This is a genomic window from Campylobacter concisus (assembly GCF_003048575.1).
GTDB classification, from domain to species: domain Bacteria; phylum Campylobacterota; class Campylobacteria; order Campylobacterales; family Campylobacteraceae; genus Campylobacter_A; species Campylobacter_A concisus_U.
The window spans coordinates 191,131-217,875 of record NZ_PIRZ01000003.1; the positions used below are offsets into that span (position 1 = coordinate 191,131).

Here is a 26,745-nt window from a genome sequence, read left to right on the forward strand (position 1 = left end):
ATACAAAGGATTTTCGTGGATAGTATCTATCAAAAATTTAGCGTTTTTCATGGGCTTATCTTATCATCTTTTATTTTAATTTTTACTCTTTTTGCATTTAGCGGTTGTGGATATAAAGATGATCCATTTTATGGAAATGCTCCCGTAAAAGAAAAGAAAACTGACAAGATAAACAAAATCTAGTAAAATTTTCGTATTTAAATAAAAATGTAATGTAAGCTTAATAATTTTAACTAACCTAATTTTTAGGCTCATTTAAGTAATATACCAAGATTTTTTATTCTACAAGGAGAGTATAATGAGGTTTTTTGGACTTCTAGGCTTGTTTTTCGCGATGGCTTTTGGTGCTGATGGAGAAACCGCAGCTATTGACTTAACTACTACATGGGCAGGAATTTTATCGCTTATAATTTTTGTTGTTGGATATTTTTTTATAGCAGCGGAAGAAAATTTCCACATTGATAAGGCAAAACCTGCTATTTTTATCGGTACGTTCATGTTTCTACTTATCGGTATTTATATGCTTATAAATGGCATGGATGTGCATTCGCTTGAACATGAGGTAAATCACCTGATTTTAGAGATTGCTCAGATCGTATTTTTCTTGATGGTGGCGATGACATTTATCGAAGCGCTTATAGAAAGAGACGTATTTAACGCACTTAAATATAATCTCGTATCAAAAGGCTATACTTATAGAAAGCTGTTTTGGCTAACTGGTGTTTTAGCATTTTTTATAAGCCCAGTAGCTGATAACCTAACAACAGCGCTTATTCTTTCAACCGTTCTTCTAACGATAGATAGAAATAATACAAATTTCCTAGTGGCTGGCGCAATAAACATCGTCGTAGCAGCAAATGCAGGTGGGGCATGGAGTCCATTTGGCGATATCACTACGCTTATGGCTTGGGCTGCTGGAAAAGCACCGTTTGTCGACTTTTTCGCACTTTTCCCAGCATCTATCATAGGTTGGTTTGTAACGGCATTTTTACTTTCTCGTGTAGTGCCAAGTACTGCACCACATTTTGATGTGGCAAACGAGCCAAAAGTGGTTATGAAAAAAGGTGGCAAAGCGGTTATCTTTATAGGCGCATTTACTATCTTTTGTGCTGTTATGATGCATCAGCTTTTCCACTTGCCAGCGATGTGGGGAATGATGTTTGGCTTCTCGCTACTCAGCCTTTATACTTACTATTTCAAAAAAGCTCACAAAAATGAAGAGCCAATGCATGTATTTCACTATATGTCAAAGATCGAAAACAACACACTATTTTTCTTCTTTGGAATTTTAGCTGCAGTTGGCGCTCTTCATTTTGCTGGATTTTTAAATTACGCTGTATCACTTTATGATAAATTTGGCTCAACTGCTGTAAATATTGGCGTTGGCTTCCTTTCAGCAATCGTTGATAACGTCCCTGTTATGTCAGCTGTTTTGAAAGCAAATCCAGCAATGGGAGCTGATGCAGGCGAGGCAATGAGTCAGTGGCTATTAGTGACACTAACTGCTGGTATTGGTGGTTCGATGATCAGCTTTGGCTCAGCGGCTGGTGTTGGAGTAATGGGTAAATTAAAAGGAATTTATACCTTTGGTGCACATATGAAATACGCTTGGATGGTGGTTCTAGGATATATCGTATCGATCATTGTTTGGTATGTGCAGTTTGAAATTTTTCATATCTATTTTTAAAAGGTTATAAATGAACAATACGATTATAGTTTTGGATTTTGGTTCGCAGTACACTCAGCTAATAGCTAGAAGGCTAAGAGAAGAGGGCGTCTACACTGAAATTTTGCCATTTAATGCAAAGCTTAGTGAGATAAAGGCGAAAGAGCCAAAAGGTATCATTTTAAGTGGCGGCCCAGCTAGTGTTTATGCTAAAGATGCTTATTTTTGTGATAGTGGTGTCTTTGGGCTAAACATCCCTATACTTGGCGTTTGCTACGGCATGCAACTACTTGCTCACACGCATGGGGCTGAGGTTTTGGCGGCTGATCAAAAAGAGTACGGCAAGGCAGAGCTTAACGTTATTAAAGAGCATGAGCTATTTAAAGATACACCTTCAAAACAAATCGTATGGATGAGTCATAGTGACTACGTAAAGGACTTGCCAGAGGGCTTTGAAGTGATCGCTATTAGTGAAAATTCGCCTTATTGTGCTTTTGGCGATGATAAACGAAAATTTTATGCGATCCAGTTTCACGCAGAGGTGCAACACAGCGAGTATGGCACGCAAATTTTAAAGAATTTTGCTAAATATATTTGCGGCTGCGAGAGCACGTGGAACATGGGAAGCTTCGCTAAAAATAAGATAGAAGAGATCAGAAAAATAGTGGGCACTCACAAGGTGCTTTGTGCAGTTAGTGGCGGTGTGGATAGCTCTGTAACTGCGGCACTTTTAGCAGCTGCTGTGCCTGAAAATTTGATCCTTGTCTTTGTTGATAACGGACTTCTTAGAACAAACGAAAGAGAGCAAGTTGAAGCTACATTTAGAACAAAGCTTGGCGTTGAGCTAGTTAGCATAGACGCGAGCGAGATCTTCCTTGGCCGCTTAGCTGGTGTGATAGATCCTGAGAAAAAACGCAAGATCATAGGTGAGACCTTTATAGAAATTTTTGAGCAAGAGGCCAAAAAGCATGGTGATGTGAAATTTCTAGCTCAAGGCACTCTTTATACTGATATCATCGAAAGCTCAGTTGTTGGCTCAAGCAAGACGATAAAGAGCCACCACAACGTTGGAGGTTTGCCTGATTGGATGACTTTTGAGCTTATTGAGCCACTAAGAGAAATTTTTAAAGACGAGGTTAGAAAGCTAGGCCTTGAGCTTGGACTAAGCCGTGATTTAGTATTCCGCCATCCTTTCCCAGGACCGGGCCTTGCGATCCGCATCATGGGCGAGGTAAATAAACCAAGCCTAGAGCTACTTCGCAAAGCTGACGTGATCTTGCGCGATGAGCTAAAAAGTACTGGCTGGTATAACAAAACTTGGCAGGCGTTCTGCGTGCTTCTAAACGTAAATTCAGTCGGCGTAATGGGCGATAACCGCACCTATGAAAACGCCGTTTGCGTGCGCGTAGTGGATGCTAGCGACGGCATGACGGCTAGCTTCTCACGCCTACCGTACGACCTGTTAGAAAACGTCTCTCGCCGCATCATAAACGAAGTAGACGGCATCAACCGCGTAGTTTACGACATCTCGAGCAAACCGCCTGCAACGATAGAGTGGGAATAAGATGAAACAAATCTGCATCATTTTAGCGCATCCTTACGAGAGAAGTCTAAATGCGGCTATTGCAAACGTAGCAGCAGAAAAGCTGCAAAATAGCGGCTACGAAGTTAAATTTCACGATCTATATAAGGAGAAATTTAATCCGATCCTTAGCGGTGCCGAGCTCGTGAGCGATGAAAGCGACGACGAGCTGTTAAAGGCGCATCAAAAAGATATCGTAAGCGCTCACGGTATCGTGATCGTTCATCCAAATTGGTGGGGCGAGCCGCCAGCCATCCTAAAGGGCTGGATCGACCGCGTGCTAAGGCAAGGAGTAGCTTACGATTTTGCGCCGGGCGATAACGGCGGCGGGCTTCCGATAGGGCTTTTAAAAGCTGAAGCCATCGTAGTCTTTAACACATCCAATACCCCAGAGACCAGAGAAAACGAGATATTCGGCGATCCGCTGGAAAGAATTTGGAAAAGCTGCATTTTCGATTTTTGTGGCGTGAAAACCTTTGAGCGGCTGATGTTTAGAGTGGTCGCAGACAGTGACGAAGCTAAGCGAAAGGTCTGGTTAGAACAGGTCAAAGGGGTGCTAGATAGACGCTTTCCTGGGCTTACGTAAATTTGTAAAAAAATGGCTTAAATTTGCCTAAAAGAGATAACCTTTATCAACAAATCCTCCGAAAATTTTAGCTACAATGACGCGTAAATTTACGAAAGGAAGAAAAATGAGTAAAATTTACAATCTAAACACTGACACGAAAGTTGTTTCTAAAAGCGTCGTTAGCAAGAGAATTTTTGATTGCGAGAATGCTCATGTCGATGTATTTGCTTTTGATACGGGTGAGGAACTAGATCATGAGATGCTGTTTTGCGACAGCCTTGCATGGGTTGTAGAGGGCGGTGCTAGCCTATACTATGGCGAAAAGCAGATGCATATAGGCAATGAGCAAGCTTGCCTGATAGAGAAAAAAGTGTGGCGCAAGCTAGTTTTTAAAGAACCAACGAAATATATTTCAATTGATTTTAAGGAGGACTTAATGATAGATCATTTACCTAAGGCAGCTATTTTTAGCTTAGTTGATGCAGTCGAATACGAAAAAGGCAAAATCGTGAGCAAAACGCTCGTAAAGAACGAAAACGGCTCAATGTCATTACTTAGTTTTGACACAGACCAAGAGCTCTCAACTCACGCAGCTCCAGGCGATGCACTACTTATCGCACTTGATGGCGAGATGAAGCTAACTATTGGTGATGAACATTTTGATATCAAAAAAGGCGATACCATCGTGCTTCCAGGCAAAATACCACACGGATTAAAGATAAAAGATAAATTTAAAATGCTCTTAATCGTCACTAAAGACAAAATGTAATACCAAGCCCTATTTTTAGGGCTTTTTCTCTATAGTAACAATAGTAAATTTATACTTAATAAAGCAAAAAGTAAAACCATAATATAATCGCTCCAAAAAAAAGAAAAACTATGAAAAAAGAAAATTCCAAACTATTTTTGTTGCTATTTTTAGGCGCTCTCTCTGCCTTTGGACCATTTGTTACAGATCTTTATTTGCCAGCACTTCCGGCTATTACCGAGTGGTTTAAAACAAGTGTTACAGCTACGCAATTAACGATCACGACATCGATGGCAGGTTTAGCCATAGGTCAGCTCATAGTTGGCCCAATAAGTGATAAATTTGGACGAAAAACGCCACTTACTATCTCGCTTATCGTCTATACGATAAGCACTGTTTTTATATTTTTCTCGCAAAATATCCAGTTTTTTATCTTTATGAGAATTATTCAAGGGCTTGCGAGTGCTGGTAGCTTAGTCATCTCAAGAGCCGTTGTGAGCGACCTTTATAAGGGTCACGAGATGACTAAATTTTTTAGCCTTATGATGGTCGTAAATGGTCTAGCCCCGATACTTTCACCAATTGGCGGTAGTTTTCTACTTAAATTTACCGACTGGCGTGGCATCTTTATGGCGCTTACTATCATTGGCATTTTGCTTTTTATCGCAAATTTTTATTTCAAAGAGAGCTTAAGTCAGTCAAATCGCTTAAAAATGCCTTTGCTAGTGACTTATAGTGTTTTTGGCAAAATTTTAAGAAAGAAAAAATTTATACTTTTTGTAAGCATTCAGACATTTGCGATGGGTGCGATGTTTGCTTATATAGCGTCATCTTCGTTTATCTTTCAAGAATTTTATTCTCTAAGTCCAGTAAGCTATAGCTTTTGCTTTGCTTCAAATGGTTTAGGGCTTGTTATAGGAGCAAGGCTTGCTAGTCTTTTAAATGAGAGAAAAGCGCTCAAAACCGGGCTTTTTGGCACCTTGTTTGCTAGCATTTTTATTGCTTTCATACTTTGCTCTAAATTTGAAGTGATCGGCGTCATTATCGCATTTTTTTTATTGCTTCTTTTTACAGGATTTGTCTTACCAACTGCTTCATCGCTAGCTATGAACGAAGGCAGAGAATACGCAGGCTCAGCCTCAGCGATACTTGGATTTTGTCCATTTTTCTTAGGCGGCGTCGTCTCTCCGCTAGTTGGGCTTGGCGATATATTTTATTCGACTTCTATTGTTATTTTAGCTTGCACATTACTTGCTTTGATATCATTTTTTAGGTTAAAAAGAGTTGCGTAAAATTTATCTTATTTCAAATACAAAAACGACTGATGAGAGCGTTGTAAATTTAAGCGTTAGCAAGATCGAGTTTTTAAAATTTGAACTAAATTTAAGTGACTATGACGTGCTGGTAGTTACTTCTAAAAATGCTTTTAATGCATTAAAATTTAATGGCATTTCGCCTATAAATTTGCCAGTCTTTGCCATCGCAAATAGTTGTGCGGCGGCCGCAAGAGAGTTTGGATTTAGCGAAATTTATACCGGAAAGAACGCTCACGGAGATGACTTCGCAAGAGAAATTTTGCCACTTTTAAAAGGTAAAAAAGTTCTTTATCTAAAAGGTAAAGATAGTGCTTCAAATTTCTTAGAAATTTTGCAAAATGGCGACGTAAATATAAAGGCAATCGTCGCCTATGAAAATGTCTTAAATCCTTGCAAAATGGAGCTAAAACCACCAAAAAATAGTATCTTAATCTTCACTTCTCCGCTAAATGTCAAAAATTTTCTTAGTAATTTTGGCTGGGATGAGAGCTATCAAGCGATAAGCATTGGAAAGGTCACTGCAAAAGAGCTAAAATTTACCGAGCCAATAGTGAGCCAAAGTCAAGATATAAACGCCTGTATCGCGCTTGCCAAAACATTACTTTAAGCAAAAAATTTATATAATTTTATTGCCTGAGTGAAGCGAGTCAGCATTTTACGGGGTCCAACACTTTTTTGTTAGCGAAAAGGTATGGGTGCCTTGTGATGTGGCTTCGTTTGAGTCTGAAAAGGCGAGAAGTTGCAACCGTTTGGTATCCATCTATTTGCAAGATTGGCTTTGTTTATGGGCCACTCTTCTATGCGACGCCCACTCGGGTTTTTAAATTTACGGAGATGAAATGAATATTCTCATAATAGGAAGTGGCGGCCGCGAATACGCCATTGCTCTAAAACTAAAAAGTGAAAAAAATATAAATTTATACTTTGCACCGGGAAATGGTGCGACCTCACGCCTTGGTGATAATTTAAACATAAAAGACTTTTATGAGCTTGCAAAATTTGCTAAACAAAATGATATTGCTCTAACTATCGTAGGCCCTGAGGCACCGCTTAGTGAAGGGGTAGTGGATATCTTTAAAAAAGAGGGTTTGCTCATCTTTGGACCAAGCAAGGCAGCTGCTAGACTTGAAGCTAGCAAGGTGTATATGAAGGATTTTTTAGCTAGAAATAACATAAAAACTGCAAAATATTTAAACACAGATGATAAAGAAAAGGCATTTAAATTTATTGATACCCTAAGCGCGCCGATGGTCGTAAAGGCAGATGGTCTTTGTGCCGGAAAAGGCGTTATAATCGCAAATTCTAAAGAGGGGGCCAAAGAGGCAGTTAGTGACATGCTAAGCGGAGCTAGCTTTGGTGATGCTGGTAAATTTGTGGTGGTTGAAGAGTTTTTAGATGGTTTTGAGCTTAGCTTTTTTGCTATTTGTGACGGCGAAAATTTCGTAAGCTTGCCAGTGGCACAAGACCACAAACGCCTGCTTGATAACGATGAGGGTCCAAATACTGGCGGTATGGGCGCTTATGCTCCAAGTCCGCTTGCTTCAAAAGAGCTGATAAAAAGAGTTGAAGAAGAGGTGGTAAAACCCACTTTAAAAGGGATGAAAAACGAGGGCAGTCCATTTTGTGGAGTGCTTTTTGTAGGACTTATGATCGTAAAAAATGAGCCTTATGTGCTTGAGTTTAATGTGAGATTTGGCGATCCTGAGTGCGAGGTCTTGATGCCATTAATTGACGGAAATCTAAGTGAAATTTTACTAAATGCTGCAAAGGGAGAGCTAAAGCCTATTAGCTTAAAAGATGAATTTGCGGTTGGTGTCGTAATGGCTAGTAAGGACTATCCGTATAAAAGCAGCCCAAAAGCTAAAATTTCAGTTTTAAATGATGTAAAAGATGCTCACATCGCTTATGCTGGTGTTAGTGAGCAAGATGAAGAAATTTATGCAGATGGTGGCAGGGTATTAGTCTGTGTGGCCACTGCGAAGAGCATAAAAGAGGCACGTGATAGAGCTTATGAGCTTTGCGAAAATGTAAAATTTGATGGAGCACATTATAGAAAAGATATTGCCTGGCAGGCATTAAAATGAGTATGCAGATAGTTGAAAAACTTGAAAAAGAAGAAATTTCTCTAGCGCCATTTTCAAAAAGAGTGCTAGCTTACTCAATTGATGAATGTATTGTTTCTTTTTTGTTTTTGATCATTTACTGGGATGCCTTTTTGTCGGTTATGAGCTATGATGAAGCCAGAAATTTGACTTTAAATTTCTTTTGGCAAATAGTCGCATTAAAGATTATATATCATGCATTTTTTGTTTGGTATTATGGCGCGAGTCTCGGACAAATGCTAACAAAGACGATGTGCATTAATGTAGAAATTTTAGATAGACCAAATTTTGTTTCAAGCTTGGTAAGAGCGATTTTTAGGTTGGTTAGTGAAGCTTGTTTTTATCTTGGTTTTGCATGGGCATTTGCAAATCCAGCTAGGCAAACTTGGCAAGACAAAATAGCAAAAACAGTGGTGATAAATGCGTAAAATTTTATTTTTAGTTCCGGTATGTATTTTAAGTCTAAGTGCAGCTGTGCAAGATGTGCAGCTTTTGGCCGATGATGTAAAGCAAGATAAAGGCATTGTCACGGCCAATAAAAACGTCGTTGTATATTCACAAGATTATCTTGTAACAGCTGATTGTGCAGTTTATGATCAAAATAATTCGGTTATAGAGCTCTTTGGAAATGTCAACATGATGAAAGGAAAGAGCGAAGTCTCTCGCTCAAACTATGCAAAGCTAAATTTAAAAAATAATGACACTGCTTTTGAATCGCTTTTTATGATGAATAAAGACATGGAAGTATGGATGAGAAGCGATGAGAGCAGCTCTGACAGTGAGTACTATAGAGTTAAAAAAGCGATGGTTTCAAGCTGTAATGTTCAAGATCCTGACTGGAGTATCACCTCAAGCTCAGCTATGCTAAATAAACAAAGCAAATTTTTACACCTTTTTAATCCAGTCTTTCGTATAGCTAATGTGCCAGTTTTTTATTTGCCATATTTTGGTTTTTCAACAGATACCACAAGAAGAACAGGCCTTTTACCGCCTGAACTTGGATACGGAAAATCTGAAGGTTTTTATTACAAGCAGCCGATTTATTTTGCACCTTATAATGAGTGGGACTTCGAGCTTGATCCGCAGATAAGAACAAACAGAGGTGCTGGAATTTATGGTGCATTTAGATTTACTGAGTCGCCTGATTCAAGGGGTGAAATCAGCTTTGGTATGTTTGACGATAAAAAAAGCTATCAAGATAGACAAAGAAGTAAGACTTCAAATAAGGCTGAACTAAAAAATAAAACACATAAAGGTATTGGACTAAAATACGAAAGAGATAAGCTTATAAGATACCTTAGTGAAGCAGATTTACAAGAGGGAATTTGGATAGACGCAACGAAGCTAAATGATATAGATTATTTAAATTTAAAGGGCAGAGATGATGATTATGATTCGCTTGTAACTTCTAAATTTAACTATTTCATTGCAAATGACGATCATTATTTTGGTGCTTATGCAAAATACTACATAGACACTGAAAAAATTGGCTCAAAAAATGAGAACAAAGACACGCTTCAAGAGCTTCCATCGCTTCAGTATCATAAATTTACAGATAATATTGTCTTGCCAAATATCTTATATTCACTCGATCTTCAGTCACATAGATATGATAGAAAAATAGGAGTTAGAGCGACTCAGTATGAATTTACGCTTCCAGCTTCAGTGCATGTGCCACTGCTTGATGATAGCTTAACTTTTTCATTTTACGAGTATCTATACGCTTCAAGAATAAATTACGAGAATAAGATAAATTCATTTGATGATAAAAGAGAAGATAAACATACAAATTTTGTAAATAATTACCATAAATTTACTCTTCACACTGACCTTGCAAAAGCGTATGAAAGCTTTTATCACACTCTAAATTTTGGGGCCGAATACCTACTACCAGGTTATAGAAAAGGAAATTTAGATGATGAGTTTATCTATGATAAAAATCTAAATGAGTATGAAAATTTTTTGACTCAAGAGCAGAGTAAGGAAGAAATTTCTGGTTATCTGACTCAGTATTTCTTTAACTCTAATGGTAGAAAGATTATAAAACATAGTATTTCTCAAGGATATTACACAAAAGAAGATGAATATTCGAATTTAAAAAATGCTATCTATCTATATCCATTTGAAAATTTAAGCCTTTATAATAAGCTTGAGTATTCGCACAAGAGCAAAGAGCTTAAAAAGATACAAAGCGGATTTTCATACACAAATGATTTATTTTGGCTAAATATGCTTCACACCATGAAGAAAAATGATAGCAAAATAAAAAATAGTGCAACAAAAGATAGCTATTTTACAAGTGGTCTTGGAGTAAAATTACCTCATCAATATAGTCTTATTGGCGGCTGGCAATATGATATCGAGCGAAGCTACACAAAAAGCTGGAGAGTTGGTGTACTTCATCAAAGAAAATGCTGGAATTACGGGATAATTTATCAACAAGATGTCGAGCCAACAACAACAATAAACGGCTCAGCATCAACCAGAAAAAATGGTATTTATTTCACGATAAATTTCTATCCAATGGGTGGTTTGCACTATGACTTTTCGCAAAGCAGCACAAAATCGAGTGCCAACTAAATGATAACGGCTAAATTTAAGGATCAATTAGAAGCAGCTAGCAAGCTAATTGAAATTTTGCCAAAAAAAGAGCTCGTAGATAAAAAGACGATAGTTGTTTGTATGTCGCTTGAGTCAGTTATACTCACAGATGCAGTTTGTAGGAGCTTAAATTTAAGCTACGAGATGCTCTTTAGCGAGCCAATACCTGCGCCAAATAATAGCGAATGCGACGTTGCAATAGTTAGCGAGACAGAAGATATAGTATTAAATGATAAGCTTATAAAGGCTTTTAATATAAGCTATGACTATATTTACGGCGAAGCACATAGAAAATATGAAGAGAAAATTTTAAAAAACGTTTATAAATACCGAAAAGGAAATTTGATAGGAGAGCTAAAAGATAAAAATATTTTACTAATCGATGAGGGGTGCGAGACTGGTATGACGGCACTCATTTGCATAAAGACGTTGCTTGATGTGAAGGTAAAATCCATCTCATACGCAACGCCAGTGATTGCTACTGATGTCTTTACAAATTTAAATGATATGGTTGATGAAATTTACACGATAAACAAGATCGTTGATTTTATCGATGTGGATTCGTATTACGAGAAAAAGATCGAAGCTACGAGTGAGCGTATCATGTCAATATTAGAAGAGAGCCCTTATTATTTGCCGTTACAAAAACAACAAGGAGATAAAAATAATGCAATATAGTATAGAAGTCAATAATCAGGTTGAAATTTTTGACCTTAATAAAGTAGCAAAACAAGCTAGCGGAGCGGTACTTTTAAGGGTGAAAAATACCGTAGTTTTAGCAACTGTTGCAAGAGAGGACACACAAGTTGAGGAGGATTTTTTACCTCTAACGGTGCAGTACATCGAAAAAGCTTACGCCGCTGGTAAAATTCCAGGTGGTTACGTTAAGCGCGAGACAAAGCCAGGCGACTTTGAAACGCTAACAGCTCGCATCATCGATAGATCTCTTAGACCGCTCTTTCCAAAAGGTTACGCATATCCAACTCAAATAGTTGTAATGGTACTTTCAGCCGATCCTGAGGTTGATTTACAAGTTGTAAGTCTAAATGCAGCCTCAGTTGCACTATATCTTAGCGACATCCCTGTAAATCGCCCAGTTTGTGGTGTTAGAGTTGGTTATATAGATGAAAAATTTGTGATCAACCCAAGCAACTCTGAACTAAAACAGAGTGCGATCGATCTTTATGTAGCTGGAACAAAAGATGAGCTTTTGATGATCGAGATGAGAAGCTTACCTCAGCAAACTACGCAGCTTATCCCGATGGTTGCAATCGAGCCGATGATAGATCCGAGCTTAAGTGATAGCATGGCTCAAAAACAGCTAATGAACGAATTTAGCGAAGATATGATGGTTGAAGCGATTGATTTTGCTGGTAAGGCGATATTAAGAGCTAGCAGTGCTTACGAAGAAGCATTTAAAGAGCATAAAAAAGAGGACGCTGCGCTTGAGCTAAAACCTGAGATAGAAAATGAAAATATCGCTATTTATATCGATAAATTTTATAAAGCTGAAGTCAAAAATGCGATCAATCAAATGGCAAAAAGCGAGCGCGCGAGCGAACTTAGCAAGATCGCGAAACAAATTTCAAGCGATGAGGTAGCTCAAAAAGAGGGCTGGGATGAGGCTGTCATCACAAATGTCCTTGGTAAATATAAAAAGAAAATCGTTAGAGAGCAGATCATAAACGAGGGCGTAAGAGCTGATGGACGTGGTCTTGAAGAGGTTAGGCCTATTAGTATCGAAACAAATGTGCTTCCAAATGCACATGGCTCATGCCTCTTTACAAGAGGACAGACACAAGCCCTAGTTGTCACTACTCTTGGCACTGACAGTGACGCTCAAATGTATGACATCCTCACTGAAAAAGTGCCTTTTGTAGAAAAATTTATGTTTAACTACAATTTCCCAGGCTTTAGCGTAGGTGAGGCAAGCCCATTAAAAGCTCCTGGTAGACGCGAGCTTGGACATGGAAATTTGGCCAAACGTGCCCTTGCGCCAAGTATCGATCTAGCTTCTCCATACACAATAAGAGTTGTTTCAGAAATTTTAGAGAGCAACGGCTCAAGCTCGATGGCTAGCGTTTGTGGTGGCTCGCTTGCACTTAGAGCAGCTGGCGTAAATACTTTAAAACTTGTCGCAGGTGTCGCTATGGGATTAATATTTGAAGGCGATAAACACGCAGTGCTAACAGATATCATGGGGCTTGAAGATCATGACGGCGATATGGACTTTAAAGTAGCGGGTACAAGCGATGGTATCACAGCACTTCAGATGGATATTAAGCTTGGTGGCATTAGCTTAGAAGTGCTAAAAGAGGCACTTTATCAAGCAAAACGTGGTAGAGAGCATATCTTATCTTTGATGACAGAAGCGGATAAAAATATAGAAATAAATGAAGATGTGCTTCCAAAGCTTGAATTATTTAGTGTCGATCCAAGCAAGATCGTAGACATCATCGGACAAGCTGGCAAGACTATAAAAGAGATTATTGAGAAATTTGAAGTTTCAATCGATCTTGATAGAGAAAAAGGCGAGGTAAAAATCGCAGGTGGAGCAAAGAAAAATGTCGATGCCGCAAAAGATTACATCATCTCTATCACTTCAAAAGACAATGGACGTTCATTTGGCAAAAAGCCTTTTAAACACGACAAAGAGCGTTCAAAACCAAATTTTAATATCGGTGATGAGTTTTTGGGAACTGTAAAGAGCGTAGTTGATTTTGGTGTGTTTATCGAGCTAAAAGATGGCATTGATGGCTTGCTTCACATCTCAAAGATAAAAACTCCATTAAACGTAGGTGATCAGGTCAAAGTATGTGTGAGCGAGCAAAAAGGAAATAAAATTTCGCTCTCTTTGGTTGAATAAATTTTAAAGGACAGATGATGAAATACAAAAAGTTGCTTTTTCCAATAGGAGCTGGAGACGATATCGAGCCAAGAATTTATGGTGCCCTAAAGGTTGCTCAGTGGTTTAACACACATATGGAAATTATGACTTGCCAGCTTGACCCAAGCGTAGTTTATAATATGAAAATGACGCTTCGTGGAGGAGTGCTTTTTGAAGAATTTCTAAAATCAGCTAAATCTGAACTAGCTGTCGAGCATGAAGAGAATGAGAAAATTTTCAATAAAATTTGTGCTGAGCTTGGCATAAAAGTAACTAGTGAAATCATTGAAGATGTTTGCACTGCAAATTTTACGATTCACAGTGGCAAAAGAAGTGCCATAGTTGAGCAAGAAAGTAAATTTTGCGATCTAGTAGTGGCTGCTGTACCACTTGATGGAAAGATCACTGGTACATTTGAATCAGCTGTTTTAAAAAGTGGTAAAAATGCGATTGTAATCCCTAGAAAAATGCGTGAGTTTAAAGCCGATAATATCCTTGTTAGCTGGACTGGTACGACGCAAAGCTCAAGGGCATTAACAGGCTCGATCGATCTTTTAAAAAAGGCAAAAAAGGTTCAGTGCATTACCTCAAAAGCAAGTCTTGGCGACAATGCTGAGCTAAATCTTAAAAAGCTTGAAGAGTACTTCAAAATTCATGGCATATCGGCCACTTTTGAAGTGATTGCTACTACGATGATACCTGGTGAAGCGCTTTTAAAAGCAGCTATTGATAGAAATGCTGATCTAATCGTTGCTAGCAGATATGGTGAAAATGGTCTTATGGAAATGGTGCTTGGTGGCACTTCAAGATTTTTCTTAGAACACACAAATATCCCAGTTTATCTATAATGGATTGCGGCTTAGTCCGCGATCTATTTCTTTTTCACTTTATAGATTTTAAAATTCCATTCGCTCGCAAAAATTGACTACTAAATTTGGCTTCATTGACCACTTAGCTCAAATTTTAGAGCCGAAATTACTCGTTCATGAAATTTTAAAATTTACAAGACCTTAATAGCATAGTGCGTTAGATGATGGCGCGCTTTGTTCTTAGCCACAAACTACAAATTCTATAAATTTTAAAGCTCCCATTAAGTTTTCATCAAGCACCTTATTAGCCAAAATTTTGTAAAATCCACTCATTAAAAAAGGATAAAAAATGAGTGAAAATTCTAGCTTTACACACCTGCATTTACACACCGAATACTCCCTACTAGACGGAGCAAACAAGATAAAAGAGCTAGCTCACGTACTTCATGATAGAGGCGACACAGCAGCGGCGATTACTGATCACGGCAATATGTTTGGAGCGATAGATTTTTACAAGGCGATGAAAAAAGAGGGGATAAAACCACTAATTGGCATCGAAGCTTATGTACATAATGGCGAGCAGCTTGATGACAAGAGTACTAAACAGCGTTTTCACCTTATACTAATCGCCAAAAACGAGACTGGCTATAAAAATTTAATGTATCTTAGCTCCATGAGCTACATCGAGGGCTTTTACTACTATCCTCGTATAAATAAAAAAATTTTAAAAGAGCACAGTGAGGGCTTGGTTTGTAGCTCTGCTTGCTTGCAGGGAGAGGTGAGTTGGCATCTAAATTTAAGCGATCGTAACGTCAAATTTGGCGCAAAGGGCTACGAGAGAGCAAAAGAGGTTGCACTTGAATATAAAGAAATTTTTGGAGATGACTTTTACCTTGAGATCATGCGCCACGGCATCGGCGATCAAAAACGCATTGATGATGATATTTTACGCATCGCTAAAGAGACTGGCATAAAGGTTATCGCCACAAACGATACTCACTACACTTTTAAAGAGCGAGCCGACGCACATGAGGTTTTTATGTGTATCGCGATGAACAAAACTTTAGATGATCCAAATCGACTTCGTCACAGCGTTCATGAGTTTTTTGTCAAAAGCAAAGAGCAGATGAGTGAGCTATTTTTAGATATCCCTGAAGTGATAGAAAATACCCAAGAGATCGTGGATAAGTGCAATCTTGAGATTAAGCTTGGCAACCCAACTCCGCCAAATTTTAAATTTACTCTTGAATATGCCAAAGAGAGAAATTTAACACTTCCAGAGCCTGAAAATAGATATAGCTTTAAAAATGATGCTGTATTTTTTGAATATGAATGTAGAAAGGGGCTTGAAGAGAGGCTAAAATTTGTCCCTGAAAATTTACATGACGAATACAAAAAGCGCCTTGAGATAGAGATTGGCATAATTAATAAAATGAATTTCCCAGGCTACATGATGATCGTTTGGGACTTCATAAATGAGGCTAAAAGTAGAGGTGTGCCAGTTGGTCCAGGACGTGGTTCTGCGGCTGGTAGCTTGGTCGCTTACTCGCTAAAGATCACTGACCTTGACCCGATCCCATACAACCTACTTTTTGAGAGGTTTCTAAACCCAGAGCGTGTTAGCATGCCAGATATCGACGTGGATTTTTGTCAAAGTAGGCGTGGCGAGATTATCGACTATGTTACGCAAAAATATGGAAAATTTAACGTTGCTGGCGTTATTACCTTTGGTAAATTGCTCGCAAAAGGTGTTATTAGAGACGTTGCTAGGGTTTGTGATATGCCTTACGCCGAAGCCGATGCGATGGCAAAGTTAATACCTGATGAACTTGGTATTACACTAAAAGATGCTTACGAAAAAGAGCCAAAGATAGCTGAGCTCATCAGTCAAAATCCAAAGGCAGCTAAAATTTGGAAATTTGCACTTGATCTTGAGGGGCTAAATAGAAACGCCGGTCAGCATGCAGCAGGTGTTGTTATCTCAAATGAGGAGCTGTGGAATAAAACTCCGCTATTTCGCCAGCCAAACAGCCCAGAAGATCGCTATGTTACGCAGTATAGCCTTAAATATCTTGAGGATGTGGATTTAATTAAATTCGACTTTCTTGGACTAAAAACACTAACGGTTATCGATAATGCCATAAAGCTAGTAAAACAACGAACTTGCAAGGATATTATTTGGGAGCAGATCGATAAAAACGATTCTAATGTTTATAAAATGATACAAAGCGGCCAAGCGATAGGAATCTTCCAAATCGAGGGCGAGGGCATGAGAAAGCTAGGAACTAGCTTGCGTCCAGACTGCTTTGAGGATATCGTCGCGATGCTAGCGCTCTACCGCCCAGGACCGATGGAGAGTGGCATGCTCGATGACTTTGTCAAAAGAAAACATGGCGAGGCAGAGATAACCTACTCATTTAAAGAGCTTGAGCCGATCCTTGCGCCAACATACGGCGTGATCGTCTATCAAGAACAAGTTATGCAAATCGTTCAAGCCATAGGCGGCTTTAGCCTTGGCGGGGCGGACCTTGTACGCCGTGCGATGGGTAAAAAGATCAAAGAAGAGATGGATAGGCTAAAGGGCGAGTTTGTAAAAGGTGCTGAGGCAAAAGGGCTAAATGGACAAAAAGCAGACGATCTTTTTGAGCTAATTGTAAAATTTGCAGGATATGGCTTTAATAAATCTCACTCCGCAGCTTACGCTTATGTTACCTTTCAAACAGCTTATCTTAAGGCCTATTATCCAGCTGAATTTATGGCTGCACTTCTTACAAGCGAAGAGAGCAACGTCGATAAGATCGTTCGCTATATCGATGAGATAAAACGCATAAATATAGATACTTTGCCGCCATCTATAAATAAATCAACTAAAGAATTTAGCGTCGTTAAAAATGGCGATCATGACGGCATTATCTTTGGGCTTGGTGCGATTAAAGGCGTTGGTGGAGCGGCTATTGAAAATATTATCACTGAGCGTGAAGCAAATGGCGAATTTAAGAGTATGGACGACTTTGTCTCAAGGATAGATCCATTTAAAGTAAATAAAAAGGTCTTTGAAAGCCTTATAAAAGCCGGATGTTTTGATGAGTTTGGCTTTAGTCGTAAGATGCTTATGCAAAATGTAGAAAATATCATAGAAGCTTGCAAAAGTGCTGCGCAGATCCGTAAAAATGCAGTTGAGAGTTTATTCGGCGAAGATGAGAGCATGAACGATGTGAAGATAAATTTTGTCACGATAAATGATGAATTTGACATCAAACAAATTTTAAAATTTGAGCAAGAGAGCGTTGGTATCTACCTTTCTGGTCATCCACTTGATGACTATAAAGATGAGATTAATAAGATAAAATACACTCTAAGTTCAGAATTTGAGAGCTTGCCGCAAAGCGCTGAAATTTTAGTCGTTGGCAAGATCGAAGACTTTAGCACAAGGATAACCAAAAGCGGCAAGAAAATGGGCACTATAAACGTGCTTGATTTTCATGGAAATATCGAGATCGCAGTCTTTGAAAGAGAGCTTGGTAACATCGAAGATATAGTAAAAGATGAAGCAAAACGCGACCTGCCTTATGCTTTTAGGATAAATATCACAAAAGATGATCAATTTGTAAGGACAAATTTAAACGAGGTTTATAGCCTAGAAGATGCGCAAAATTTAGACTTTAAAACAAGAAAACTAAAACAAAACTCTAAATTTTCTAAAAATGAAGAATCTAGCATGCCTCAAAGAGCAAGAGAATATGCTGAGCTAGAGGTGCTTTTATGCCTTAGTGAGCTTAGCAAAGATAAGATAACTAGCCTTTATAATCTTGGCTATAACGAACATATAAAAAGTGGCACAAACAATGATAAGCGTCTTGTTATTAAGATAAAAAATGAAAATACGGCTCAAATTTTTGTCTATAAGACAAAATTTGTTGTAAATGACAGCTTTAAAGAAAAAGCACTTCAAGCAATAGCTTGCTAATGCCTGGAGAAGCGATGTTTTTAGATAAGCTTGGCATAGATAAAAGTAACTGGAGCGAGCTTTTTAGCGCATGTGTCGGCAAATCGACATTACTTCAAAAACGTGCATTTAAGCTACTTGTTGAAGGTAGCAACTGGCAGGTTGATTTTGATAGTGGCAAAATTTACTTTGATGGGCGTGAGTTTGACATGCAGTTTATTGGCTCTGAAAGCTTCTCGTCAAATACGTGGCTTTGGGGTTATGAAAATATAAATGGCTTTGATGAGCGTTTGCTCGAGCTTGCAAATAAAGCACGGGAGTTTGGCGAGAAATTTGGACTTAGTGCATTTAGCACGCCACAATTTGAGCTAGATGAAAATTTTAATGGCCACACGATTAGTATGGTTGCTTGCACCGCTTTTGATGAGCAAAATTATTATAGGATAGAGTACGAGGGCGGAGCTGCGTATGTGGCTTTTAGATCAGATGTGGTCTTTGAGGAACCAGTGCTAGCAAATGAGCTTTTGAGCGCAGTAAATGAGTGTTTAAGCACTTACGAACTAGATCACAAAATCCTTGTAAAAGGACTTTTGCTAAGTTGTGATATGAAATTTAGCGAAAGTCCTAATGAGATCGTAGCGAATAAAAACGAGCTTAGCTTTAAATTTGACGAGCTAAATAGGCTCATAAATATTTCAAGTACGCTTTAAAATTTAATGCTCTTTACCACATCAGCACCAAGTGCTAGCTTCATATGAAGAGAGAACATCTCGTGATAAAAGTCGCCGTTATGTCCTGGTATGTCATATGTTTGCGTAAGATCAAACGGTACAATAACTCTTACTTTTTTGTTGTATTCATTGGCTCGCAACTTAAGATAACTAACACACTGATAAACGCACATATCAGTGCAATCCCCAGTGACTATAAAGGTGTCTAGCTCTGGATGCTCTTCTAAAAATTTCTCAAATTCTTTATTGAACGCAATGCTTAAAGAGTTTTTATAAAATGCTTTGATCTCTTTAAAAAAGCTTAGATTTTCTATCTCTTTTACGGTTTTTATCTCATTTGTATCAAGCATAGCGTGAGGTAAAAAAGTCTCAAATTCTTTTGAATCACTGGTGTGCCTATCTTCTATAAGGATAAAATTTCTAAAACCAAAATCTTTCCACGCTCTATCAAAAAGTGTTGCGATCCCTTTTGATAAGTCGGCTACTCTTTGACTAGAGAGCGCACCACTGCCAGCAAATGCTTCTATCATATCAATGCAAATAAATGCAACGTTTTTTGCTCCATCGTTTGAAATTTCTCTCAAATCAAGCGTCTGAAGAGATTCTTTAAAAACCTCAAGTTCGTTGTGTATGTTCATTCTTACTCCTTTATTGGTAAATTTATGCAAAATGTTTTTGGATTTAGTGTGATCTCAATACTGCCTTTGTGAGCCTCTATGATCTGTAAGCAAAGATGTAGTCCAAGGCCGTTTCCTTTTAGCTTGCTACTTTTAAACGGCTCAAAAACTATGGCTTTATCTTTGATAGGTTCGCCACTATCATAAATGATAAATTTATGTTCACTTGGTGTTTTTTCATAGCTTAAAATGATTTCTCCTTCATCATCATCGCTCTCTTCGATGGCATCAATAGCGTTAAATAAAATATTTTGAAAGACGATGGCTAGTAGATCAAGATCGCCCATATATTTGCCATCTGGAAATTCTAGGCTAAATTTAATATCCTTTGAATAGTCATAAAAATTTATAGCCTCTTCACACTCTTTTTTAAGCTGCAAAAAGTCAAAAATTTGTGCATTTATATTAAGGCCTTTTGTAAAAAGTAGTGTAGCTTTGATTATGCGTTCGACTCGCCATGTAGCTTTTTGTATTTGATTTACGATAGGCTTTGTGCGCTCATCAGCTCTTTTAAGTAGAGTTGAAGCTAAAAGCGAGATAGAGCCTACCGGATTTCTGATCTCGTGGGCTAGGTGAGCTGCCACTTGACCCATAGATGCAAGACGCTCGGTGCGTTTTTCTACTGTTATGTTTGTTGCAGAGATTATTAGTTTATTGTCTTTAGAGCTTGTTTTAAAAAGATAAATTTGCCCATCTACATTTATCTCACCCTCTTTTTTTGGTATCTCTTTAAAAATTTTACCAAGTCTTACTGCTTCTGAGTTTTGTAAAAAGATCTCATCATTTTCATCTAACACCCATATGGCATTTGGCAAAATTTCTACAATATCTTTAATGAAATTTTGCAAGCTTGCATAAGATGATGTTAAATTTTTATATTCGTTTTCTATCAGATAAGTCTGCTCTATCAGGCTTTTTAATCCAGCTTGGATATCGTGTTCGTTCATTTTAAAAGTTCCTCAAAATCGCTAATTTCATAAAGCTTTAGCCTTTCATCCTTTAAATTTCTTAGCTCGCTACTAAATCCACTCTTTGAAAAAAGAGCAATAATATCTGGCCTAATGTTTAGTTTTTCGCATTTTTTTAATAGTAAATTTAGCACATTTTTACAAACTTTTCTCTCTTTGTATTTTGCCTCGCCGACTATTATTTTGCCACCTATATTTAATAGCATATCAAGCTCTATATTTTTGCTCCAAAAGCTACTTAAAAATATGCCATTAATCAGAAATTTTTTTGCCATGAGTTCACCGCATAAAATTTCAAATCCAAGACTTGCATATTCGTCAAATTCTTTTTTTATGATGGCTAAAATTTCATCATTTTTACCAGCTTTTAGCAAGCTTAAATTTGGCTCTATAAATCTAAACCAAAACCTTGAAAAATGGCTATTAAAATGTATTTTATCCTCAACTTTATAGCCCCTTTCTTCCTTTTTTAGCATTTGGTTTTTTGATCTTTTTGGCAGTACTTCTCTACTTTTCTCAATCAGTAAAAAATTCTTTTCAAAAAGCTTTGCATAGACTTTGCCAGCTAGGCTTTGAGGTAAAATTTTATGTACGTTAAATTTTTTTCTATCACTTCGTGCAAGTTTTATGAGGGCAGATTTTATAGCATCGTTTGTATCGGATTCGAAGTAAAATTTTGGCATCAAAGCTAAGAAGTTGTTTAAAATTTCAGCCTCGATCGCTTCAAAAACATCATAATATGAGTGCTTTAAATCAAACTCATCAAAGACGAGATGAAATTTAATAAGTTCATTTATATCAAGATGTTTCATTCGCTCAAATGTTGATTTTAAAGCTTTTATATCGGCTCCTTTATTTGGGCATTGTAGTATATTTTAGCTAAAGTAATCTATAATGATACGCAAAAAACAAGGGTTATGATTTGGTAAATTTAGAGCACATTAGAGAAAATATAATTTTAAAAAATGGCATTTATTATTTTGATTTCACAGCTTCAGGACTAGCTTATAGGCCTATCGAAGATGAGATGGCAAAAATACTTCAAACATACGCAAATACGCACTCTATTAGCTCATCAAATGCTTATAAAACTGCTCAAATTTATGAAGATTCAAGACGTGAATTAAAAAGCTTACTGGGACTTGATGAGAGCTTTTATCTTTTTACTTGTGGCAATGGAGCTACTGGTGCGATAAAGAAATTTCAAGAAATTTTAGGAATTTATGCACCACCAGCGTTAAAAAAAAGATATGCGTTAAAGCCAGATGAAAATTCTCCGCTCGTGGTGCTTGGCCCTTATGAGCACCATTCAAATGAGATAAGCTTTAGGCAAGCACTTTGCGAGGTTGAGCGTATCAGGCTTGATAAAAATGGAGGGATCGACTTTAATCATTTGGAGCAAATTTTAAGGATAAATGTCGGTCGTGAGATCATCGCAACTTTTAGTGTGGCTTCAAATGTGACTGGGGTTTTGAGTGATTATAGAAAAATTTATACTCTTATAAAATCTTATGGTGGCATTGTGGCATTTGATGCTGCAAGCTTTAGTGCTTATGGAAATATTGATTGCGACTATTTTGATGCTCTTTTTTTATCGCCACATAAATTGCTTGGTGGAGTTGGAAGTTGTGGGCTTCTTGCTATAAAAAAGATACTTGCAAACTCAGATGAGCCGACATTTGCTGGTGGTGGAACGGTAAGTTATGTCAGCAAAAACTACGCTATATTTGTAAAAGATAGTGAGCAGCTAGAAGAGGCTGGCACTCCGCCTATTTTAGGACTTATAAGGGCAAATTTGGCTTATGGGCTAAGAAATGAGATAGGATTTGAGGCAATATATGAAAACGAGAGCGAGATTGGAGAGTATTTGGAAAAAAGACTAGCAGAAATTCCTGAGCTTACTTGCTATCATCCAAATAATGCAAAGCGTTTGCCGATATTTTCTTTTAATGTAACCGGTGTTTCGCCTTATGAACTAGCCAAAGTTTTAAGCAAAGAATATGGTATTCAAACGCGTGCAGGATGTTCTTGTGCTGGACCGTATGGACATGATTTGCTTCATTTAAAAGAAGACGCACTATTTACCCATAAGCCAGGCTGGGTAAGGGCTGGGCTTCACTATACGCATACGCCACAAGACGTGGATTATTTAGTAGATGCATTAAAAAATAGCATTAAGAAGTATTCAAGCATTTGGAAGGTCGATGATCCTTTTAGTGTTGATAAAATTTCAGGTTGCAAGGGAGATAGATGAAAAATATATTAATCATTGCAGGAAGTGACAGCGTTGGCGGAGCTGGCGTGCAGGCTGATATTAAGACATGCGAGGCATTTTCTTGCTACGTAGCGACAGCTATCACGGCTCTTACAGCACAAAATACAAATGGCGTTAGCAATATCTTTGCTACAAATGTTACAAATCTAAATGAGCAGATCAAAATGATAGACGAGGAGCTAAATATAGATGCTATCAAGGTTGGAATGCTTTTTAACCAAGAGCTTATATCTTGCGTTGGTTCTTGGCTTGAAAAATTTCATAAGCAAGGCATCAAAATAGTAATAGATCCAGTTTGTGTAGCAAAATCAGGCTCAAAGCTTCTTGAAGATGACGCGATAGCAAGCTTAAAAGAGCTTTTTAAATTCGCAGACATTATCACGCCAAATATCGATGAAGCCAAAGTTTTGGAACTTGATAGCAAAAATTTACCTTGCGATATGATCTTAAAGCGAAGCATGGTTGCAGAAATTTGCGAAGATACTCTTTTTAAAAAAAATGGTGACGTGCTTAAATTTAAAGAGCCACTAATACAACCAGAGATCATGCACGGGGCTGGATGTAGTTTTGCGAGTGCGCTGGCCTGCTTGCTGGCAAATGGACACACCAAAGAAGAGGCTATAAAACTAGCCAAAAAATACATTTTAAATGCTATTAAAAATGCAATTACGACAAAATTTGGCAAACGTCTACTAAATCATAAAGTTGGCATAAGTGATTGAAATTTACGCGATTAGCGACGATGTATTGATGCCTGAAAATTTAGCCTTGCAATACACTAAAGAAATTTTAGAGTGTGGGGTAAAATTTTTTCAATTTCGCTCTAAAAAAATACCCAAAGATGAGAGGCTAGCTGGTGAAATTTTCAACCTATGCGAAAAATTTGGAGCAAGATTTATCGTAAATGATGATATTTTATTTGCTGCTAATATCGGGGCAAAGTCCGTGCATTTGGGAAAAGATGATGCGAGCATAAAAGAGGCGTTTGAAATTTTAGGGGATGATGCTTACGTGGGAGTTAGCTGCTATGATAGCTTGGAGCTTGCCCTTAGGGCAAAACAAAATGGTGCTAGCTATGTGGCTTTTGGAGCTATGTTTAAAAGCTCAACAAAACCAAATGCTCCACTTTGCAAGGCTCAAACTGTATCACAAGCAAAAGAAATGGGAATGAATGTGTGTGTCATAGGTGGCATAAATTCTTGCAACATTGCAAGTGTCGCTAGAGTAAAGCCAGACATGGTCGCCTTAATATCCGCTATCTATAAAGATGGCACGATAAAGAAAAATATAGAAAATTTACAAAGAAATTTATTGCTTTAAAAGATGCTTGTTTTGCAAGCTTTTTATGAAAATTTAATTATAATCCCTGCTTTAAATAAAAGGAAAACATTGCTAAATATCGATGAAGTAAGAAAAAATATCATTTTAAAAGAGGGTCTTTACTATTTTGACTACACGGCTTCAGGTCTTGCTTATAAGCCCATTGAAGATGAAATTTTAAAATTTTTAAAAACCTACGCAAACACTCACTCAGATAGTAGTTCAAGCGCAGTGCTAACGCAAAAATGCTATGAAAATGCAAGGGCTGAGCTAAAAAGCTTATTAGGCCTTGATGATAGTTTTTATCTTATCGCGACTGGTCAAGGAGCAACGGCTGCGATAAAGAAATTTCAGGAGATAGTGGGAATTTATATCTCACCAGCTACAAGAGCCTTGATCGGTGAAGCAAATTTAAGAAATTTAAACTTGCCATTAGCGATCATTGGACCTTATGAGCATCACTCTGTTGAAGTTAGTTTAAGAGAAGGGCTTTGTGATATAAAACGTATAGAGCTTACTGAAAATAATAAGATAGATTATGCGATGCTTGAGAATACATTAAAGCAAAATGCAAAAAGAAAGATAATAGCTAGCTTTAGCGCTGCCTCAAATGTCACTGGCGTTAAAACTGATTATAAAAAAATTTACTCGCTGATTAAAAAATATGATGGCATTTTAGCACTTGATGTGGCTACTCTTAGTGCTTATGAAAATGTTGATTGTAAATATTTTGACGCACTGTTTCTCTCTCCTCACAAGCTGCTTGGTGGAGTTGGGAGTTGTGGGCTTTTGGCTATTAAAAAAGAGCTTTGTAAAAATTTGCCTACATTTGCAGCAGGAGGCACAGTCAAGTACGTAAGCAGGACATCGCATATTTTTACTAATGAAGTTGAAAATTTAGAAGAGGGAGGCACGCCACCGATAATGCAACTAATGCGTGCAAATTTAGCCTATAAATTAAGAAATGAGATCGGACTTAATAAGATAAAAGAGACTGAATGCGAGCTAGGTGCTCTCTTTTGCGAAGAGCTAAAAAATATAGATGAAGTGATAAATTATTGTCCAAAAAATGTAGATAGATTGCCTATTTTTGCTTTTAATATACAAGATGTCTCGCCTTATGATTTTGCGGCTAGCTTAAGCAATGACTTTGGCATCCAAACACGTGCAGGCTGTGACTGTGCTGGCCCATACGGACATGATCTGCTTCATTTAAAAGACAATGCCGTTTTTGATGTAAAACCTGGCTGGGTACGAGTTAGTATCCATTATACTCACACTAAAGAAGATATCAAATACCTTGCAAATGCCATAAAGTCTTGCATCAAAAAACACAAAGAGACATGGGGTGAAGAAAAAGCAATGTATTCGATGTTTGGAGATAAATTTTAAATACTAAATTTAACTTAGAAGCGAAATTTTACCAAGCTATATGTTCTATCAAATCTAAAAGTTAGCAAATTTTGCAAAATTCCAAAAAGCACCATAAATGTAACAAAGCTGCTTCCGCCGTAACTAAAAAATGGTAGCGGCACACCTACAACTGGTGCAAAACCGATCGTCATTGAGACATTTACACCCACATAAACGAAAATAAGTGCAGCAATCCCCGTCGTGGTAACTTGTGTAAAATAGTCATTTTTTAGGCCGTAATTTAAACTTAAAAGATGTGTTATAAGTGCTCCATAAAGCCCAAGTAGAAATAATCCACCATAAAAACCAAAACGCTCTATATTGTAGGCAAATATGAAGTCACTAGTGGCGATTGGCAAAAATTTAAAGTGCGTCTGAGTCGCCTCATCTTTTGGTTTGCCTTTGAGTCCGCCGCTACCTATGGCGATGATACTTTGTTTGACGTGATAGCTTGGCTCTTCAGCGATAAAATCGTGGATCCTTTTCTTTTGATAGTCATGTAAATTTTCATACAAAACTGGCGCCAAAAAGCCTATCGCAAGGATGATAGTGATCCAAATTTTCTTATTTACACCGATGACAAAAAGGATAGTATAACCAACTATCAAAAGTATGAGTGCGGTGCCAAGATCAGGCTCTTTCATAATGAGCGCAAATGGCAAAAGTATGTAAAAACTAAGCTTTAAAAAATCTTTTAGCCCGTATCCATTAGCCTCTGGAGGGCGCTGCTTGATGAGATAGGCTAGCATCAGTAAAAAGGCTGGCTTCATCAGTTCTGATGGCTGAAGTGTGAAATGAACAAATGGAATTTCTAGCCAGCGTTTGGCTCCAAGCTTACTAACACCAAAGAGATCGACGCTTAAAAGTAGCACGATACAGACCCAGTAAAACATAGGTATGATCCAGTCTATACGTCTAATAGGCAGCAAAAATGCGACAAAAAATGAAATAAAACCAATGCCAAAATATACAAGCTGTTTGTTTGCTAAGACGTCGTTTGCTTCGGAAACTAGTATGTAAGATATGGCTATGATTGGGATTATTAAAAACGGCTGAATAAAATCAAAATGTGTTAAAATACGCCGATCTAGTTTTATCAAGAAGCAAACCTTAATTTTTGGGCTAGATTATATCAC

General features: G+C 37.7%; 23 protein-coding genes. 19 read left to right on the forward strand and 4 right to left on the reverse strand.

Translation table 11 applies throughout. From position 1 onward, the window contains the following. Positions 1-15 precede the first annotated feature (15 nt). The 15 genes from CVS84_RS09520 (at position 16) to CVS84_RS05190 (ending at position 18,935) form a co-directional block, all read left to right on the forward strand. Entirely contained in the window at positions 16-183 is a 168-nt protein-coding gene (locus CVS84_RS09520) for a hypothetical protein (RefSeq protein WP_199906111.1), read from the forward strand. Positions 184-298: 115 nt separating this feature from the next. Beyond that, positions 299-1,687, forward strand: a complete 1,389-nt coding sequence (gene nhaD / locus CVS84_RS05120) for a sodium:proton antiporter NhaD (RefSeq protein WP_107691432.1) — start codon at positions 299-301, stop codon at positions 1,685-1,687. 10 nt (positions 1,688-1,697) lie between these two features. Then, on the forward strand, positions 1,698-3,230 hold the full coding sequence (gene guaA, locus CVS84_RS05125) for a glutamine-hydrolyzing GMP synthase (RefSeq protein ID WP_107691433.1): 1,533 nt from the start codon (positions 1,698-1,700) through the stop codon (positions 3,228-3,230). Position 3,231: 1 nt separating this feature from the next. Then, positions 3,232-3,834 (forward strand): NAD(P)H-dependent oxidoreductase, encoded by a 603-nt coding sequence (locus CVS84_RS05130; protein WP_107691434.1) that lies wholly within the window; start codon positions 3,232-3,234, stop codon positions 3,832-3,834. Between the two features lie 106 nt (positions 3,835-3,940). Then, positions 3,941-4,585, forward strand: coding sequence for a cupin domain-containing protein (locus CVS84_RS05135; protein ID WP_107691435.1), 645 nt, complete (start codon positions 3,941-3,943; stop codon positions 4,583-4,585). A gap of 110 nt (positions 4,586-4,695) precedes the next feature. Beyond that, positions 4,696-5,856: a multidrug effflux MFS transporter gene (locus CVS84_RS05140; RefSeq protein WP_107691436.1), complete on the forward strand. Its 1,161-nt coding sequence runs from the start codon at positions 4,696-4,698 to the stop codon at positions 5,854-5,856. Further along, complete coding sequence (locus tag CVS84_RS05145) at positions 5,849-6,487, forward strand: uroporphyrinogen-III synthase (protein ID WP_107691437.1); 639 nt, start codon at positions 5,849-5,851, stop codon at positions 6,485-6,487. Before CVS84_RS05140 ends, CVS84_RS05145 begins: the two co-directional genes overlap by 8 nt. Positions 6,488-6,719: 232 nt before the next feature. Continuing rightward, positions 6,720-7,964 carry a phosphoribosylamine--glycine ligase gene (purD, locus tag CVS84_RS05150; RefSeq protein WP_107691438.1) on the forward strand — a complete coding sequence of 415 codons (1,245 nt, stop codon included), beginning with the start codon at positions 6,720-6,722 and terminating at the stop codon, positions 7,962-7,964. After that, the gene (locus CVS84_RS05155; protein ID WP_107691439.1) at positions 7,961-8,410 is read left to right on the forward strand and encodes an RDD family protein; all 450 of its coding nucleotides are present in this window, start codon (positions 7,961-7,963) and stop codon (positions 8,408-8,410) included. The genes purD and CVS84_RS05155 overlap by 4 nt, the downstream gene beginning before the upstream one ends. Further along, positions 8,403-10,562: an LPS-assembly protein LptD gene (locus CVS84_RS05160; RefSeq protein ID WP_107691440.1), complete on the forward strand. Its 2,160-nt coding sequence runs from the start codon at positions 8,403-8,405 to the stop codon at positions 10,560-10,562. Before CVS84_RS05155 ends, CVS84_RS05160 begins: the two co-directional genes overlap by 8 nt. Continuing rightward, on the forward strand, positions 10,563-11,261 hold the full coding sequence (locus CVS84_RS05165; RefSeq protein ID WP_021091548.1) for a hypothetical protein: 699 nt from the start codon (positions 10,563-10,565) through the stop codon (positions 11,259-11,261). Then, the gene (locus CVS84_RS05170) at positions 11,251-13,449 is read left to right on the forward strand and encodes a polyribonucleotide nucleotidyltransferase (protein ID WP_021091746.1); all 2,199 of its coding nucleotides are present in this window, start codon (positions 11,251-11,253) and stop codon (positions 13,447-13,449) included. The genes CVS84_RS05165 and CVS84_RS05170 overlap by 11 nt, the downstream gene beginning before the upstream one ends. A gap of 17 nt (positions 13,450-13,466) precedes the next feature. Further along, the gene (locus tag CVS84_RS05175) at positions 13,467-14,318 is read left to right on the forward strand and encodes a universal stress protein (RefSeq protein WP_021091781.1); all 852 of its coding nucleotides are present in this window, start codon (positions 13,467-13,469) and stop codon (positions 14,316-14,318) included. A gap of 310 nt (positions 14,319-14,628) precedes the next feature. Next, positions 14,629-18,246 carry a DNA polymerase III subunit alpha gene (gene dnaE, locus CVS84_RS05185; RefSeq protein ID WP_107691441.1) on the forward strand — a complete coding sequence of 1,206 codons (3,618 nt, stop codon included), beginning with the start codon at positions 14,629-14,631 and terminating at the stop codon, positions 18,244-18,246. Positions 18,247-18,260: 14 nt separating this feature from the next. Next, complete coding sequence (locus tag CVS84_RS05190) at positions 18,261-18,935, forward strand: DUF6882 domain-containing protein (RefSeq protein ID WP_199906112.1); 675 nt, start codon at positions 18,261-18,263, stop codon at positions 18,933-18,935. Here CVS84_RS05190 and CVS84_RS05195 read toward each other — a convergent pair. Genes CVS84_RS05195 through CVS84_RS05205 form a run of 3 tightly spaced genes read right to left on the reverse strand, consistent with a single transcriptional unit; the run spans position 18,932 to position 21,413 of the window. Beyond that, the gene (locus CVS84_RS05195) at positions 18,932-19,594 is read right to left on the reverse strand and encodes a cysteine hydrolase family protein (protein WP_107691443.1); all 663 of its coding nucleotides are present in this window, start codon (positions 19,592-19,594) and stop codon (positions 18,932-18,934) included. The genes CVS84_RS05190 and CVS84_RS05195 overlap by 4 nt on opposite strands. A gap of 2 nt (positions 19,595-19,596) precedes the next feature. Further along, positions 19,597-20,580, reverse strand: coding sequence for a sensor histidine kinase (locus tag CVS84_RS05200; RefSeq protein ID WP_107691444.1), 984 nt, complete (start codon positions 20,578-20,580; stop codon positions 19,597-19,599). Continuing rightward, a complete protein-coding gene (locus CVS84_RS05205; protein ID WP_107691445.1) occupies positions 20,577-21,413 on the reverse strand; it encodes a DUF234 domain-containing protein in 837 nt (278 codons plus the stop codon). The genes CVS84_RS05200 and CVS84_RS05205 overlap by 4 nt, the downstream gene beginning before the upstream one ends. A 110-nt stretch (positions 21,414-21,523) precedes the next feature. On the opposite strand from CVS84_RS05205, the gene CVS84_RS05210 reads away from it, so the two are divergent. From CVS84_RS05210 to CVS84_RS05225, 4 genes are all read left to right on the forward strand, one after another. Beyond that, the gene (locus CVS84_RS05210) at positions 21,524-22,855 is read left to right on the forward strand and encodes an aminotransferase class V-fold PLP-dependent enzyme (protein ID WP_107691446.1); all 1,332 of its coding nucleotides are present in this window, start codon (positions 21,524-21,526) and stop codon (positions 22,853-22,855) included. Then, positions 22,852-23,598 carry a hydroxymethylpyrimidine/phosphomethylpyrimidine kinase gene (locus tag CVS84_RS05215; protein ID WP_107691447.1) on the forward strand — a complete coding sequence of 249 codons (747 nt, stop codon included), beginning with the start codon at positions 22,852-22,854 and terminating at the stop codon, positions 23,596-23,598. The genes CVS84_RS05210 and CVS84_RS05215 overlap by 4 nt, the downstream gene beginning before the upstream one ends. Further along, on the forward strand, positions 23,591-24,196 hold the full coding sequence (thiE, locus tag CVS84_RS05220) for a thiamine phosphate synthase (RefSeq protein WP_107691448.1): 606 nt from the start codon (positions 23,591-23,593) through the stop codon (positions 24,194-24,196). The genes CVS84_RS05215 and thiE overlap by 8 nt, the downstream gene beginning before the upstream one ends. Positions 24,197-24,265: 69 nt before the next feature. Beyond that, positions 24,266-25,588: an aminotransferase class V-fold PLP-dependent enzyme gene (locus CVS84_RS05225; RefSeq protein WP_107691488.1), complete on the forward strand. Its 1,323-nt coding sequence runs from the start codon at positions 24,266-24,268 to the stop codon at positions 25,586-25,588. Positions 25,589-25,602: 14 nt separating this feature from the next. Here CVS84_RS05225 and CVS84_RS05230 read toward each other — a convergent pair whose 3' ends face one another. After that, positions 25,603-26,709: an FtsW/RodA/SpoVE family cell cycle protein gene (locus tag CVS84_RS05230; protein WP_107691449.1), complete on the reverse strand. Its 1,107-nt coding sequence runs from the start codon at positions 26,707-26,709 to the stop codon at positions 25,603-25,605. Positions 26,710-26,745: the final 36 nt, after the last annotated feature.